Origin of the sequence: Prochlorococcus marinus CUG1433, from assembly GCA_017644425.1 — a bacterium.
Classification (GTDB): Bacteria; Cyanobacteriota; Cyanobacteriia; order PCC-6307; family Cyanobiaceae; genus Prochlorococcus_A; species Prochlorococcus_A marinus_U.
On sequence record JAEPLN010000001.1, the window covers coordinates 513,393 to 529,523 of the forward strand.

At 30.4% G+C, this 16,131-nt stretch carries 18 protein-coding genes; 6 read left to right on the forward strand and 12 right to left on the reverse strand.

From position 1 onward, the window contains the following. Positions 1-6: 6 nt before the first annotated feature. Positions 7-693 (forward strand): ABC transporter ATP-binding protein, encoded by a 687-nt coding sequence (locus JJ842_03005; protein ID MBO6970884.1) that lies wholly within the window; start codon positions 7-9, stop codon positions 691-693. A gap of 2 nt (positions 694-695) precedes the next feature. On the opposite strand, the gene JJ842_03010 is transcribed toward JJ842_03005, so the two are convergent. Then, positions 696-1,445, reverse strand: a complete 750-nt coding sequence (locus JJ842_03010; GenBank protein MBO6970885.1) for a biotin--[acetyl-CoA-carboxylase] ligase — start codon at positions 1,443-1,445, stop codon at positions 696-698. 99 nt (positions 1,446-1,544) lie between these two features. On the opposite strand from JJ842_03010, the gene JJ842_03015 reads away from it, so the two are divergent. Continuing rightward, complete coding sequence (locus JJ842_03015) at positions 1,545-2,006, forward strand: DUF721 domain-containing protein (protein MBO6970886.1); 462 nt, start codon at positions 1,545-1,547, stop codon at positions 2,004-2,006. A 5-nt stretch (positions 2,007-2,011) separates the two neighbouring features. On the opposite strand, the gene ubiE is transcribed toward JJ842_03015, so the two are convergent. Then, complete coding sequence (gene ubiE / locus JJ842_03020; protein ID MBO6970887.1) at positions 2,012-2,713, reverse strand: bifunctional demethylmenaquinone methyltransferase/2-methoxy-6-polyprenyl-1,4-benzoquinol methylase UbiE; 702 nt, start codon at positions 2,711-2,713, stop codon at positions 2,012-2,014. Positions 2,714-2,757: 44 nt separating this feature from the next. Next, complete coding sequence (gene hisF / locus JJ842_03025) at positions 2,758-3,528, reverse strand: imidazole glycerol phosphate synthase subunit HisF (GenBank protein MBO6970888.1); 771 nt, start codon at positions 3,526-3,528, stop codon at positions 2,758-2,760. Positions 3,529-3,587: 59 nt separating this feature from the next. On the opposite strand from hisF, the gene JJ842_03030 reads away from it, so the two are divergent. From JJ842_03030 to JJ842_03040, 3 genes are read left to right on the forward strand one after another with little or no spacing between them, the layout of a single operon-like run. Beyond that, complete coding sequence (locus tag JJ842_03030) at positions 3,588-3,812, forward strand: DUF2862 domain-containing protein (GenBank protein MBO6970889.1); 225 nt, start codon at positions 3,588-3,590, stop codon at positions 3,810-3,812. Between the two features lie 8 nt (positions 3,813-3,820). Further along, positions 3,821-4,768, forward strand: coding sequence for a chlorophyll synthase ChlG (chlG, locus tag JJ842_03035; protein MBO6970890.1), 948 nt, complete (start codon positions 3,821-3,823; stop codon positions 4,766-4,768). 1 nt (position 4,769) lies between these two features. Beyond that, positions 4,770-6,539, forward strand: coding sequence for a transglycosylase domain-containing protein (locus JJ842_03040; GenBank protein ID MBO6970891.1), 1,770 nt, complete (start codon positions 4,770-4,772; stop codon positions 6,537-6,539). Positions 6,540-6,547: 8 nt separating this feature from the next. On the opposite strand, the gene JJ842_03045 is transcribed toward JJ842_03040, so the two are convergent. From JJ842_03045 to JJ842_03070, 6 genes are all read right to left on the reverse strand, one after another. Continuing rightward, a complete protein-coding gene (locus JJ842_03045; protein ID MBO6970892.1) occupies positions 6,548-7,864 on the reverse strand; it encodes a 16S rRNA (cytosine(967)-C(5))-methyltransferase in 1,317 nt (438 codons plus the stop codon). 496 nt (positions 7,865-8,360) lie between these two features. Continuing rightward, entirely contained in the window at positions 8,361-9,851 is a 1,491-nt protein-coding gene (locus JJ842_03050) for a cryptochrome/photolyase family protein (GenBank protein ID MBO6970893.1), read from the reverse strand. Further along, positions 9,848-9,979, reverse strand: coding sequence for a DUF2256 domain-containing protein (locus tag JJ842_03055; protein MBO6970894.1), 132 nt, complete (start codon positions 9,977-9,979; stop codon positions 9,848-9,850). The genes JJ842_03050 and JJ842_03055 overlap by 4 nt, the downstream gene beginning before the upstream one ends. Before the next feature lie 3 nt (positions 9,980-9,982). After that, positions 9,983-10,219, reverse strand: coding sequence for a TIGR03643 family protein (locus JJ842_03060; GenBank protein MBO6970895.1), 237 nt, complete (start codon positions 10,217-10,219; stop codon positions 9,983-9,985). A gap of 2 nt (positions 10,220-10,221) precedes the next feature. After that, complete coding sequence (locus tag JJ842_03065; GenBank protein ID MBO6970896.1) at positions 10,222-10,614, reverse strand: DUF393 domain-containing protein; 393 nt, start codon at positions 10,612-10,614, stop codon at positions 10,222-10,224. Positions 10,615-10,815: 201 nt separating this feature from the next. Continuing rightward, positions 10,816-11,019 carry a hypothetical protein gene (locus JJ842_03070; protein ID MBO6970897.1) on the reverse strand — a complete coding sequence of 68 codons (204 nt, stop codon included), beginning with the start codon at positions 11,017-11,019 and terminating at the stop codon, positions 10,816-10,818. A gap of 98 nt (positions 11,020-11,117) precedes the next feature. Between JJ842_03070 and trmH the strand changes: the two genes are divergently transcribed. Beyond that, positions 11,118-11,789, forward strand: a complete 672-nt coding sequence (trmH, locus tag JJ842_03075; GenBank protein MBO6970898.1) for a tRNA (guanosine(18)-2'-O)-methyltransferase TrmH — start codon at positions 11,118-11,120, stop codon at positions 11,787-11,789. Between the two features lie 2 nt (positions 11,790-11,791). Here trmH and JJ842_03080 read toward each other — a convergent pair whose 3' ends face one another. From JJ842_03080 to JJ842_03090, 3 genes are all read right to left on the reverse strand, one after another. Continuing rightward, the gene (locus JJ842_03080; protein ID MBO6970899.1) at positions 11,792-12,547 is read right to left on the reverse strand and encodes an ABC transporter permease; all 756 of its coding nucleotides are present in this window, start codon (positions 12,545-12,547) and stop codon (positions 11,792-11,794) included. 166 nt (positions 12,548-12,713) lie between these two features. Continuing rightward, positions 12,714-14,522 carry an elongation factor 4 gene (lepA, locus tag JJ842_03085; protein MBO6970900.1) on the reverse strand — a complete coding sequence of 603 codons (1,809 nt, stop codon included), beginning with the start codon at positions 14,520-14,522 and terminating at the stop codon, positions 12,714-12,716. A gap of 54 nt (positions 14,523-14,576) precedes the next feature. Continuing rightward, on the reverse strand, positions 14,577-16,073 hold the full coding sequence (locus tag JJ842_03090) for a malate:quinone oxidoreductase (protein ID MBO6970901.1): 1,497 nt from the start codon (positions 16,071-16,073) through the stop codon (positions 14,577-14,579). Positions 16,074-16,131 lie beyond the last annotated feature (58 nt).

Here is a 16,131-nt window from a genome sequence, read left to right on the forward strand (position 1 = left end):
CAATAAATGTCTAAGAAAGTCGCAAGTTTAGAAAAAATATCTAAAAGATATGGGAAAGATGATCTAACTGTTAAAGCCTTAGATAGCATAAATTTAGAAATTTATAAAGGTGATTATTTAGCTGTAATGGGAGCTAGTGGCTCAGGGAAAAGTACAGCGATGAACATAATTGGATGTCTAGATAGACCATCTGAAGGAGTTTATAAATTAAATGGCATTCCTGTTGAGAAATTATCTGATGATGAGCTAGCGGAGATACGTAACCAAAAATTAGGCTTCGTATTTCAACAATTTCATCTTCTTTCAGATGCAACTGCACTTGAAAACGTAATTTTACCGATGATTTATGCTGGTATTGAGCCTGAGCAAAGATTAGAGCGAGGTAAAAATGCCTTAAAGAAAGTTGGCCTTTCTGAAAGAATGAATAATCGCCCCAACCAATTATCAGGAGGACAACAACAACGAGTTGCTATTGCTAGGGCTATCATCAATAACCCTGCAATATTATTAGCAGACGAGCCTACCGGAGCATTAGATTCAAAAACAACTGAAGATGTACTAGATCTTTTTGACAAACTGCATGAATCAGGAATAACTATAGTTTTAGTTACACACGAAGATGAAGTTGCAAATCGCGCAAAAAAAATAGCCAAATTTAAGGATGGGAAAATAGTTGAATTAAAAATAAATTAAATTCAGAACCTTCTAAGTACCTTAAGTTGAGTTTCATTTTCAATTCTTAAATTCCCATTCCAATCTATATCTTTAATTTTCCATGTATGAGGGCAAAAACCACTAGGTAAAAATTTTTTATTGAGAAACTTGTTTGCCGATTTGATCACATATTCTTTTTTGTTATTACATACAACTGAATCATGAAAAGCTTTAAGAACTTTAGCTGTCCAATAATATTGATTAATATTCTTAGTTTGAAGTACTTTTGATAATGAAATACCTTCTGATGGAGTGTAATTTAGAACATTCATGCCAAGACCTATTCTTACATAAACAATTTCCTTACCTCTGGTTATCACCCTTGGTAAAAATCCAATCAACTTTTTTGAACCAAAGAAAATATCATTAGGCCATTTCAAACAAACATTTATTTTTTCTTGTCTAAGCATTTCACATATCTTAATTCCTAGAGACAAATTAAATATTTGACTTGTAAATTCTTTTGAAAATATTGGGTAAGCTGCACTTAACCAAATTCCTCCTTTTGGGGAAACCCAAGTTTTTGAGTTTTGGCCAAACCCCGAGGATTGTTCTCTTGCTATTATGGCTAATGGCTGGTTTCTCTTTATTTCGGAATATCCAAGCCAGTTTGTTAGCTCATTTTCGGTACTTTTACATTTTATTTTGTATTGAAGTCTCCAACTTGGGTATTGACCCTGAATTTTTTTTAAATAAAAAACTGTCTCAGCTGCAGATCCAATAACTTTCACAAATTCTTTATTAAAACAACAAGCATCTTTTTGAAGATTATATTAACTTTAATCTTAATAAGTAAATTTTACAAATTGGACAAAAAGTATTTGCCGATATTGAATAAAAGAAATCCACATCCATTAAAAAATTGTCTTGATAATTTCAAAAAATCATGGGATGACTTAGATAAGCTTTCTAAAATCAACGAAAGCTGGAAAGACCTAATCGGTTTGGAACTATTTCAAGAATGCAAACCATTAAATATTGAAAAAAAAATACTTACTATTGCAGTAAATCATCCACAGTGGCGCCAAGCATTAATCTATAACAAGCATAAATTGAAAGAGAGAGTCGAGAAAATTGGAATAACTTTGAAAGAAATAAAAATTATACAAAATTATGAAATTAAGAATAAAAATATTAAAGCTACTAATGCAAAGATAGTTTGGGCAAATCATCCAAGCAGAATCCATCAAAATAATATGTGCATTTGTGCTTACTGTAAATCCCCAACTCCTGAAGGAGAAATCAAAAGATGGGGAAAGTGTTCTTTTTGTTGGAGAAAAATAAATAATTAAATACTTTATTTAGTTAAAATTAATATTCCCATTTGCCCCCAAAATATATTTCTATATTCAGCCTTTTTAAATCCAACATCTTTAGAAATTTTTATAAGCTCATTTTTCTTTGGAAAATTTCTAATACTTTTTTCAATATATTCGTACTCTAGACTTAAATTAAAAAGACGCGAAATGGGCACTACTATAAGTCTCAAATAAATTTTCTGAAAAATATTGGATAAAGAATTTTTTGTTGAGTGATTAAAGTCCAGGAATCCTGCCCTTCCTTTATCCTTCAAAAGATAAAAAACTTTTTTTATACCTTCTTCAACATTATGTAAGTTTCTTAAGCCATAGGACATGCAAATTCCATCAAAATTTCTCGAATAATCATTAATTTCCAAAACATCGTTAATTTCCCACTTAATAAATTTATTTTTTCTAAGCTCTGATTTTCTCTTTGCAATATTTAAAATATCCTCTGCACTATCAATACCAGTAATAGAGCCTCTTGGACTTACTTTCTTAAAAATTAAGAATGCTAAATCTCCAGTTCCACAGCACAAATCAGCCCAATCTTCACCATTTAAGGGTTCTAGTAAATTAACTAATTTTCTCTTCCATAATTTGTGCAATCCAAAACTTAATAAATTATTTAAAAAATCATATTTATAAGAAATTTTATTAAAAATGTTTTTTACTTCGATAGTTTTTGTGAATTTCATTTTTATTTTTTTAAATAAATTTTTTTGTGGATTTAAATAAATTTTTATTCATATGGTCTAATTGGAAGTTTTTTTTCAAGTAGAAAAGTTTTTATTTCTTGTAAGGTAAGTTTCTTATCATGGAGTAATGATGCCAAAAGTGCTGCTGATGCCCTGCCTTCTTTGAAAACATCATAAATATGTTCTAAAGAGCCTGCTCCTCCAGATGCAATTACTGGGATATTAACAATATTTGCAACAGATTTTGTCAAATCCAAATCATATCCATTCTGCGTACCATCACCATCCATTGAAGTCAGTAATATTTCACCTGCACCTAATTCCTCAACTTTCTTTGCCCAACTCAGAACATCTATTCCGGTATTCTCTCTCCCTCCTTTTATATATACATCCCATTGATCATCCTTATTAATCCTCCTTCTGGCATCAATTGCTATCACTATGCATTGATTACCAAATTCTTTAGAACTTTTAGAAATTAAATTAGGATTTTTAACGGCAGAAGAATTCAAGCTCACCTTATCGGCTCCTGCTCTTAAGAGATCATTTATAGAAGAAGGAGAATCTATACCTCCACCTACTGTAAAAGGGATTTTTACTGATTTTGCTGTTCTAGAAACAAGGTCAACTAAAGTATTTCTATTCTCAACACTTGCTCTAATATCTAAAAATACTAATTCATCTGCACCTTCATCAGAATACCTACAAGCTAATTCAACAGGATCACCTGAGTCTCTCAAGTTAACAAAATTTACACCTTTAACCACCCGTCCATTGGCGACATCTAAACAAGGAATTAAACGAAGAGCAACCATTTTAGTAAAAATTGTCCAAATGCTGTTAATCTTGCATAATAGCTTCCATTTTACCTCTTATGGCTGAAACAAAATTATTACCCAAAATCGGCAGTAAAATTAAAATTAACATTAATAAAGTAAAAGATAGACTACCAGAAAAATTAATTGATCAAATATCTTCTAATCCTAAAGCAGTAATAACAGGCTATAAAATGACAGATGGCAGAAGCATTGGTATTACTGCAAAATTTCAGAATGGAGAGCAAAACTGGTTTTTCCCAGAAGAAATTGAGAAAGGGTAAAGCGCAAAGTGAATGATCCAAAACAACTATTAGGAATTAAAGGCGCTTCTGAAACTTCAAGTATATGGAAACTTCGTATACAGCTAATGAAGCCAATTACATGGATCCCTTTGATATGGGGTGTTATTTGTGGAGCTGCTGCTAGTGGGAAATTTGAATGGACATTTAGTAATGTTTTAGCTTCACTAGCATGCATGTTGATGAGTGGGCCACTTCTAGCGGGTTATACACAAACCATAAATGATTTTTTTGATAAAGAAATTGACGCAATTAACGAGCCAAATAGACCAATTCCTTCTGGAAAAATTTCAATCAAAGATGTGAAAATTCAAATTTGGGTATTACTCATTGCAGGTCTTATAGTTGCTTTTCTATTAGATTTATATGCTAAACATAACTTTCCCTCAGTCTTACTTTTAGCATTAGGAGGATCTTTTGTTAGTTATATATATTCTGCACCACCTCTTAAATTAAAACAAAATGGTTGGCTTGGTAATTATGCATTAGGCGCATCATACATAGCTTTACCTTGGTGGGCAGGACAAGCCTTGTTTGGGAAATTAACTATTGTGACAGCATTGCTTACACTTGCTTATAGCCTCTCTGGGCTGGGTATTGCTGTTATTAACGATTTCAAAAGCGTTGAAGGAGACTCAAAGCTAGGTTTGAATTCTTTACCGGTAGTATTTGGAATTAAAAATGCAAGTAGAATAAGTGCTGGACTAATTGACATTTTTCAATTAGCAATGGTTGTAGTATTAGTCATTATTGGTCAACATTTAGCCTCTATAATTTTGGTTTTATTGGTAATTCCACAAATTACATTTCAAGATATGTGGTTACTAAGAGATCCTCTAAAGTTTGATGTCAAATATCAAGCAAGTGCACAACCGTTCCTGATAACTGGAATGTTAGTTACAGCTTTAGCGATAGGGCATAGTTTTTTAGTTGCCTAAAGTGCAAAAGATTAAATCCAAATCTTTTGTATTAATAATTCCAATATTGATTTTTTCTGGAATATCTCTTTATATTTATAATCTGATATTTACGACATTAAAATTCGAAATATCTAAAAACGAACGATACCGCTCAACCAAATATTCTTATGTAATATCATCTGCTGACAATAAGGTACTAAGCAAATTAAGCCGTAAATTTGAAATAGATAATAGTAGACATAAAATTCCATTTTTTCTTAAATATTCTTTTATAACTTCTGAGGATAAAAGATTTTATAAACATAATGGAATTGACTTCAGAAGTATTTCACGTGCCCTTTTTCAAAATATTAGAAGTGGTTATGTTAAGGAGGGTGGAAGCACGATTACTCAACAACTTGCCAGATTGATTTTTCTAAATAATGATTTAAGTTTTCAAAGAAAAATAAAAGAAATATTTATATCACTCATACTTGAATTCAGATATGACAAAAATCAAATTTTAAAATTATATTTAAACAATATTTATTTGGGATCAGGAGCATACGGGGTTAACGAGGCTTCTCAAGTTTATTTTGGAAAACTTGTAGAAGAATTGACTTTATCAGAATCCGCATTACTTGCAGGATTAGCTCCAGCTCCGTCAATTTATTCACCTTATCAAAATATAGAACTAGCTATTAAAAATAGAAATAAAGTTCTTGAATCAATGTATATTGATGGATATATTTCTCTTGAGAATAAAAATAAGGCTATTAAAGAGAAATTAAACTTAAATCATCAAACAGCTAATAATTCTTTAGATGATAAATTACTAATAAATTTTATCCTTGAGGAAACCGATAAAGTAATTGAAAGTAATAATGATTATAAGTTTTTAAGGATTAAATCTTCCATCAACAAAAATTGGCAAGAAAAAGCCCAAAAAATTTCAAGATATGTTGGACCTGAAGAACTTGAATTTGCCCTGTTATCTATTGAATCAAACACAGGACTAATCAGGACTATGGTAACCAGCAGAAATCCATTAGTTAATGAATACAATAGAGTGATTTTATCTGTAAGGCCTTTAGGTTCAACTTTTAAAATTATTCCCTATGCTGCTGCATTAATAGAAGGAATAAAATTAACTGATAATTTTGAAGACTTACCAAGATGCTGGGATAGTTATTGTCCAAAAAATTTTTCAGAAAAATACAGAGGTTCAGTATCTTTGATTGAATCATTTAAAAGTTCATCCAATATCGTACCAATATCAATAACAAACAAAATCGGCTCTAAAAATATTATTAATTTAGCGAATTCATTTGGTTTGGGTTATAAGCAAAAGTTTAAGGAATTCCCATCATTAGCTATTGGTTCCTACGGAGACAATCTTTTAAACATTACAAATGCGTATTCTGCAATCAATAATAGTGGGAAGATTCAAATCCCCAGCATCATAGAAAAAATAGAATCATTTAATAATAATACAATTTGGAAAAACAAATTTATTTCTAAGAAAATATTAGATTTAAAAGTAAACAAAAAAGTAAAAAAACTTCTTGAAAAATCTGTAAAAGAAGGAACATCTAAAGCAGCTTTTATAAAAGGAAAGAAAATTTATGGGAAAACAGGAACATCAGATGGGAATAGAGATCTCTGGTTTATTGGTTCAATTGATAAGCTTACAACAGGTATCTGGATAGGTTACGACAATAACGCAGAGACAGAATTATCTAGTGGAAATGCAGCTTATTTATGGAAAAAATTTATATCTGAAATTTATAAAATCCCAATTAAAAAATAAATTTTATTTTAAGATTTATAAGAAATTATTGCAGCGTAAAATCCATCACCAGGATAATCTAAGCTAGGTAAGATTTGTTTTTGGCTAACCAATTTTAAAGCTTTATTTTTTTCAATAAATCGTTCAATTAATATATTATTTTCATCAGGACAGATTGTACAAGTTGAATAAACTAAAGTTCCATCTTTTTTTAAAAGAGGGAAAATACTCTCTAAAAGTTTTTCCTGTAATAAAGTTAAGGATTTAATTTTTTCTTTACTTAAAGACCATCTAGAATCTGGATTCCTTGACAGAGTTCCAATACCAGAACAAGGAGCATCCACGAGAATTTTATCAAAATAAGATATAAACTTAGGATTCAATTTAATCAAGTTCGATGCATCAGCCTTAAGGGTTTTTACAGATTTTAAATTTAGTCTCTCTAAATTTGATTGAAGTATTTTCAATCTTTTTGCTGATCTATCTACAGCCAAGATTTCAGCACTATCATTTGCCAATTCTGCTAGGTGGGTAGACTTACTTCCCGGCGCTGCACATGCATCTAAAATCTTTTCACCTTCTTTTGGTTTTAAAAGAGGTGCTATCCACTGCGAAGATCTATCTTGAATTGTCCAAAGTCCATCTCTATATCCTGGTAAGTTTTGAATAGTTCTTGGATTAGATTTTAAAGTAATACCATTATTTAAATCCTCAATAATCTCTGCATCAATTTTATTTCCACGCAGTATTTTCAAAAATTCATCTAAATCAGTTTTCAATTGGTTTATTCTTAAATCAATTGAAGGTTTTTTATTAAATGACTTAATGATATTTTCACCCTCGATATTACCTACCCATTTATAAAGATCATTCACAAGCCATAATGGCAAAGATTCAAGATATGAAATTCTTTCTTTTCTATCAGAAGATATTTCTGGAAAAATTTCTTGTTCTAATTTTTTTGATGCATTTCTCAATATCGCATTTACAGTTCCTGCTAAACCATTTAAATCTGTTTTTTTAGCTACTTCTACAGTAGTAGAGATAGCGGCAGCTAATGGAACTTTATCCATTTTCAATATTTGATATAAACCTATATGTAAAAGCCATCTTAATTTTGGAGGCTGCTTTTTATGAGAAATTTTTGAGGTATGATCTGTCCAAAGATCGAGAAATTTTCTATACCTTATACATCCAAAAGATAATTCAGTAATAAAAGCTATATCGAGAGGAGTAAATTGATAATTTCTTAAAACCTTCTCAAGAGCATGATTAGAAAAATTACCATAACTAACTTTTAATAAAATTTCCCAAGCTGCTTTTCTTTGTAAAAATCCTATGCTCAAAATATAATTTATTCTTAAAGATAACTTTAATATACAAAAAATTTAAATATTTAAACTACTTTTTCAACTGAAGAATAAAACCAAATAAAACCTAAGATAGAGATAAGTGTCAAATTAAATCCTAAAAATAGAAAGATATTTAAAGCATGAATTCTTTCTCTAAAAAATAGTTTTTTCTCTTCTTGATACTTCATTAATAAATAAAATCTTAATTAGGAATTTAAACGGCAACCCATGTTTATTGATCCTGAATCAAGTAATCGGCCTAACTTTATGGCTATAGATTTCTCCAGCCTTGTGTAATTGGATTGATGGGTAGTTATCCAATCTAATTCAGAGAAAGTAATTATACCGGTAATAATACTTTTCAAAAAAAGAGTCCCTATTTCCATTAACTTCCGAATTTTGATTAACTTAACATCTGCTTTTAATATTTCGTAATATTATAATATTCTTTAAATTTTTCAAAAGTAACTACAAATTATGAAGTCTTAATTTATTGCATTTCACTTAAAAAATTATCGGCAATTTCTAAGTGATTATTTAATTTTTCCTCTGACATCTTATCGAGATTTCTCGTTAACATCGCCAGTCTATATTGCTTTCTAAAAAAGCTTTCATTGTCTTTAATAAATTTCCAAAATAAACCATCCCAAATTGAACACCAAGGTCCATTTTTAAAATTTGACATTTTTTTTACATAATTAGAGCTTGATATATATGGTTTAGTTGAGAAAATACCTCCATCGCTAAACTGACTCATTCCATAAACATTAGGAACCATTACCCAATCATAAGAATCAATAAACATTTCCATAAACCATTTATAAACCTGATTGGGGTGAATTCTACATAAAAGCATAAAGTTACCAATAATCATTAGCCTTTCAATATGGTGACAATAACCATATTTGATAATATTTTTTATAACAACGTCTACTGGTTCAATTCCTGTATTTCCTTTATAAAAGGATTCTGGAATCGGCTTATCTTCAAAATTCCAAAAATTACTGTTTCGCATCTTTGTTCCATACTTCTTATAGACAAGGCAGATAAATTCTCTCCATCCAATAATTTGACGAATAAAACCCTCTAAAGAGTTAATGGGAACATTATTATTTTTGGAATAAATTAATGCTTTATTTACTACTTCATCAGGAGTTAATAAACCGCTATTTAAAAGAGGAGAAAGTAAACTATGCCATAAAAAAGAATTTTCTCTAGAAATAGCATCCTCATAATCTCCGAATAGGGCAAATCTATGTTTAAAAAAATCATTTAACCATAGATCTGCCTCATGAAAATTAGTTGGATATATAAAGTGATTACTTTCTCCAATAAACTGAATATCAAAATTAGCTAATGACTTTTCGGCATTAACTACAAATTTATTTTTTGTTAATTTAGTTGTGTAGGGTATGGTAATTTTTTTTGGTAATTTTTTTCTATTCATTTCATCAAAACTCCACTTACCTCCTTCAGGGGTATCATCAGAATTAACTAATATCTTTTGGCTCTTTCTTTGATTCTCATAGAATCTGCCCATAAGAGGTTTTTTTGTATTCGATGCAAATACCTCCTTTACCTCTTCACTACTAATAAACATAGGAGAGGGCAGAACATTTAAGGCTAAATTATTTCTTACAACAAAATCATTGATCCTCTTCATTATCAAGAAATCATGAGGGTCTATAAGATTTATTTTCTGATATTTATCTTTAATAAATTCTGCTAAGTAGTCAACTGTAGAAATATTATTCTTGTTTTCTTTGTATAGAACTTTAAAGCCAGATTTTTCTAAATATTGTTTATAAGCGAGCATAGATGCTCTATGAAAAATCAACTTGTTTTTATGGTTAGTTAATTTATAAAATTTATCATTCCCAAAAAATAATGAATCTTCCAAAATTAAAATTTCACATTTTATTTTTAAAATAGGACTTTCTCTAAAAAGTTGGTTCGGGAAAATAATTGATACTTGTTTCATCTTTGCGACTTTCTGTTACTACATCTTTTTGAACAGTAGATAACATCATCCCAACAGTTTTTCCATTTCTTGCGCCACTCGAATGGCCTATTACAAACAGGACAAGTTTTTGTAGAAAGATTTTTCAAAATTTATAATTTCCTCTTATGAGTAGATTTGAACCTAGTTGAATCTTTTAACGCCATATGTTTAGTACTTCTTCCCGAAACCCGCTTTCTCCAAACTTTGAATGATTTAGGTTTAAGATTTTGACGCATAATTTTTATCGCATCTTCCTCTTTTAAACCAAATTGATACTCAATAGCTTCAAAGGGTGTTCTATCTTCCCAACACATCTCTATTATTCTGTCAATATCGATATTTTCCATATTTATTGCTCACATTTAGAGTTACAAAGTTTTTCAATATTAGATCGACCGGTAATTTGAAGTCTATATTTTGCCCAATATCTATAAACCAGCCTTAATATTGGCGACAAAAGTTTAATTTTCAAAGGATAATAAACCCAACCTAAACCAACTAATTCATAAGAATATGCGAGTACGTCTAGTCCTCTTATGATGTCACCATTTTCCATAATTCCATGCAGGTTTGACATGGCTTTTGAATACGAGATGTCATAAAAAAGTTTTTGATCAAAATCTTTACTGTTAATATCTACAAATGAAATTTTATTCAAGGTGTCTCTTTTTTTTAGAAAATTTGTTTCTCTTAAGCAAAGTGGACAACCACCATCGAATAAAAAAGTTAATTTATTTTTCATATTTTTATACAAATATAGAATTTAAATAACTTTTTTGTGGGAGATAAAAAAATAAAATTATCTAATACTAAGAAGCTAATTAGAGCACAAGCTTTATAAAGCCTTAATAATTACCAGTTCTAATTTAATGAAATTGTATTATCTTATTTAGTAATAAGCCATTGATTAAGGGATACATCAATGGTTTAAAACTATTTTTGATCATTCATCTAAAAGGTGAACCCCTTCGCCTACATCAGGAGTGAATTTACAATATTTTTCAAAAACGATACCAACTCCTCTCATTTTTTCTCCTAATTCATCTTTAAATTTAATCCAATCTTCAGTTTCTCGTTCAGGCAAATTCCATCCTTGTTTTTCTACCATGCTAGTAATAACTGTATAGTCCCATTCTATGTATGCCATTGAGTTAATTCAAACTACCTAAATATTATAAACTAAGAGATTTAATAGGTAATCAATATTTTTTGAATATAATTTAAAAAAAGTGTGAAAAATTATAAATGTCAATTTTGCCAAGAAGATTTGCGCGAATCAAAAGTGTTTTAGATTGCAGAATAAAGAACTTAACTGTTTTAGTTGAGGATGTCAATAAGCCACATAATCTATCAGCAATATTAAGAACCTGTGATGCGGCTGGAGTTTTCGAAGCAAATTTTATTAACAAAATGAATGCAGTTAAGACTTTTAACAGTACTGCTCAAGGGAGTCAAAAATGGGTGAAACTAAAAAATCATGAAAATACGATAACAGCTATATCTGATTTAAAGAATAAGGGTTTTAAATTATATGGAACAACTCTCAATAGTGAATCAGAAGATTACAGAAATTTTGATTATTCTCAAAATACATGTTTTGTTTTAGGAGCAGAAAAATGGGGATTAAGTAAAGAACTCATATCGATGGTTGATCAATCAATTTTCATACCTATGAGAGGTATGGTTCAATCCCTGAATGTTTCAGTTGCTGCTTCCATATTATTATTTGAAGCTATTCGTCAGAGAAAAAATAAAGGTATATTGCCAACTAATGGAGAAGGTTTGAATATAGATGAATATCAAAAGACGCTTTTTGAATGGTGTTACCCAGAATTAGCTATGATTTATAAAAAATCAGGTAGAAAATATCCAAAGTTGAATGATCAAGGAGAACTTGATCCTTCTAGAAATAACTAAATTTATTCAAACTTTTGATTATCAAAAATTTCTTCGAGATCCTCCCCTATAAAAGAAAGACCTAAAACTAAAAAAAACATTGCCAAACCTGGGAATAAAGCCGTCCACCATATACCAGTAGGTAAAGCTGCAAGTGCAAGATTTAAATCACTTCCCCACTCTGGGACATCTGCAGGAACACCAAGACCTAAAAATCCTAAACTACCTAGTACCAAAACAGCATCCGCAGCATTTAGGGTAAGAAGAATAGGCAAAGGAGTTATTACATTTGGAAGAATATATTTAAAAATAATTGTTTTAACATCAGCTCCTGAAACTTTAGCTGCTTCAACATAAGTTTCGGATTTAACCAACATTGTCTGATTTCTAATTAATCTAAAATATTGAGGCGAGTAAACAATACATAATGCCAAAGCCGCATTAAAAATACCCTTGCCTAATACAAAAGCTACAACTACTGAAAGCAAAATTACAGGTATTGAAAAAATAGTATCCATTATTAGTGATAGGCATTTATCAAAAAAACCACCAAAATATCCACTTAATAATCCCAATGGCAAACCCAAACTTAACGAAAAAAGAATTGCTAAAAATACAACTTCTATAGCTAAGGATGATCCTTGCAAAGTTCTTAAGCAAACATCTCTTCCTAATCTATCTGTGCCACAGAAATGACTAAGTGAAGGAGGGGCAAAGATATCATTGCTCAACATTGAAAATGAATAACCAAAAAAATTATTGACCTCTAAAAATTTCATTATTAAAACAACAAGAAGATAAAAAAGTACAATTAAAAATCCAACTTTTCTGATTTTTGCACCGATACGATTAATTGAGTAAATATCCAAAATTTTTTTTAAAGATATGAATGAAATATACCCAATTCTTAAAAAAAAAATAGCTATTAATTTTAAATTAAAAAAATTACTGGTTTAATTTTAGGACTGCCATAAAAGCTTCTTGAGGAACTTCAACTTTACCCATCGCCTTCATCCTCTTTTTACCTTTGGCTTGTTTCTTTAAAAGTTTCTTTTTCCTAGAAATATCTCCTCCATAACATTTAGATAAAACATCTTTTCGTAAAGCACTTATACTTTCACTTGCAATAATCCTGCTACCGATTGATGCTTGAATAGGTATTTTAAATTGTTGTTTTGGAATAAGTTCTTTTAATTTCTCAACTAAACTTCTGCCAATTCCATAGGCCTTTTCCTTATGAACAATAGAAGTTAATGGATCTGCTCTTTCTGAGTTTATTAGAACATCTAACCTAACAAGGTCATTCTTTCTATAGCCAATCAAATGATATTCCATTGATGCATAACCTTGGGTCCTACTTTTCATTTGATCAAAGAAATCTGTAACTACTTCTGCTAATGGAATTTCGTAAATTAAAGTAACTCGATCTGTTGTTATGTATTTCATATCTATAAATACTCCCCTCCTTTCCTGACATAAGCCCATTAATGTTCCATTAAATTCATTGGGAGCATAAATTTCCATTTTTACATAAGGCTCTTCTATTGATTCTCTAAGTTGTGGATCAGGAATTGTAGAAGGATTATCAATAAAGATATGTTCCTGTTGATTTAAATTAACCTTATAGATAACCGATGGTGCCGTTACGATTAGATCCAAATCATATTCTCTTTCTAATCTTTCTTGTACGATCTCCATATGAAGAAGTCCTAAGAATCCGCACCTAAATCCGAAGCCCATTGCGCTGCTGGTTTCGGGCTCATATTTTAAAGCAGCATCAGATAATTGTAATTTTTCAAGAGATACTCTTAAATCTGGGAATTGATCAGCATCAGTAGGAAATAAGCCGCAAAAAACCATAGGATTTGCTGTCTTATAACCAGGCAAAGGATCATTGGCAGGAGAATTTAAAAGAGTAATCGTATCTCCCACTCTCGCATCAGCGACTGATTTTATAGAAGCAGCTAAATAACCAACTTCTCCTGCATGCAATTCATCAACTTGCTGCTGATCAGGTGCCATTATTCCTATTTCATCAAGTTCATAATTTTTTTTACTCGCCATTAATAATATCTTTTCTCTCTTATTAAGAGATCCAGATATTACTCTGAAATAGACAATAACTCCTCTGTATGGATCATAATAAGAATCAAAAATGAGAGCCTTTGTAGGTAGTTTAATTTCATCTTGAGGAGGAGGTACTCTTCTTACGATTGCTTCCAAAATATCTTTAATACCAACTCCAGTTTTTGCTGAACAATTTATTGCATTAGATGTATCAAGTCCAATAATCTCCTCTATTTCTCGTTTTATTTTTTCAGCATCAGCACCTGGTAAATCAACTTTATTTAAAACAGGAATTATTTCAAGATTATTTTCTAAGGCGAGATAAACATTAGCTAAGGTTTGAGCTTCTACTCCCTGACTTGCATCAACCACCAGTAAAGCTCCTTCACAAGCTTGAAGTGATCTACTAACCTCGTAAGAAAAATCAACATGCCCTGGGGTATCTATTAAGTTCAAAACATATTCTTGAGAATCTTCAGCTTCATATTTCATCCTAGCGGCCTGCAACTTGATAGTAATTCCTCTCTCTCTTTCAAGGTCCATACTGTCCAAAAATTGTTCTTGCATATCCCTTTGCTGAACAGTACCAGTATCTTGGAGTAACCTATCGGCAAGGGTAGATTTACCATGGTCAATATGAGCGATTATGCAGAAATTTCTTATTTTTGAAACAGATATATCAGTCATTTAGAAAGAAAACTCTCCTCTTATTACATCTTGATTAATATTAGCTAATTAGATTTATGGATGGAAACCAAAAATTGAATTATTTCTTTTTTTGATGTCTTTTATGAAGGTACTGTCATTTTGAGAGGCCGATAATTCTGGATAAATTAACTCATTTATTTTTTTCTGAAGATTATGCTTGTCGTTTAAAAATAAAACGGATTTTTCTAGAACCTCAACCATAATTGAAACCGCAGTGCTCGCACCTGGGGATGCCCCTAACAAAGCAGACAATGATCCATCAGATGAATTCACAATCTCCGTTCCAAATTTCAAAGAGCCACCACCTTTAGTTTTTTTAATTATTTGAACTCTTTGACCAGCATTTTTTAAATACCAATCTGAAGGATTAGCTGATGGCATCATATTCTTCAAATTCTCAACTCTCGAGTTATGGTTCTTTAATGATTGTGATATTAAATAATTAATTAAATCTTTGTTCTTGTAACCAACGTCTAACATAGAAAAAATATTATTCTTTTTAATTGAACTAAATAAGTCTAAGTAAGAACTTTGCTTTAGAAATTTTGTTGTAAATCCAGCAAAAGGTCCGTATAAAAGAAGTTTTCTATTATCAATCCATCTTGTATCTAAATGAGGCACAGACATTGGTGGCGATCCAATATCAGCCTTACCATAAACTTTTGAGTTATGTTTTTCTGTTAGATCTTTTTTCTCGCAAATAAGCCATTTCCCACTAACAGGAAATCCGCCATAACTATTTGCTTCTGGAATTTTCGATTTTTGTAAATAATTAATTGTTTTTCCACCAGCACCAAGAAAAACATAGCCAGTTCTAATTGAAGTTGTTATACCTTCTGAACTAATTTCTAGTTCCCATTTTTTTCTATCAATTTTCTTTAAATCTAATAATTCTGTTTTGTATCTAATTTCAACATTATTGTTTAAAGAAACTAATGACAAATACTCTTTTGTGAGAGCCTCAAAATTAATATCTGTTCCTCTACTTATCCTGGTAGCAGCAATTTTGGCAAATGGATTCCTATCCTTTGTTATTAAGGGAGCCCATGATGAAATTTCATCAAAAGATGTAGAAAATTCCATATCATTAAATTCAGGATTTTCGGTCATTTTCTGAAACCTTTTTTTTAAAAAAGAAATATTATCCTGACCAGTCACAAAGCTTATATGAGGAATAAATTTTAAAAACTTTTTAATATCAATTTTCCCTGCTTCATACAATGAGGCCCACAAAGACATAGATCTTTCAAAAGAACGATTTATTGAGAGCGCTTTATCTATTTTTATATTTCCTTTTTCATCTAAAGGTGTATAATTTAGCTCGCAATTAGCAGCATGTCCTGTTCCTGCATTATTTAAAGCGCCAGTACTTTCACTTCCTGGAGAATTTAATTTTTCTATAATAAGAATGTTTATATCTGGTAAAACTTCGGAAATTAAAAGCGCTAAAGTACTGCTCATTATCCCTGTTCCAACCAAGACTGCATCAAAATAGCTAATATTGTCAGTGGAATTTTTAAATGAAGTCACAACAGAAAATTATCTTTTTTGCAATTAATCAAATTTCTTTCTAGGCTTATTATAAAGT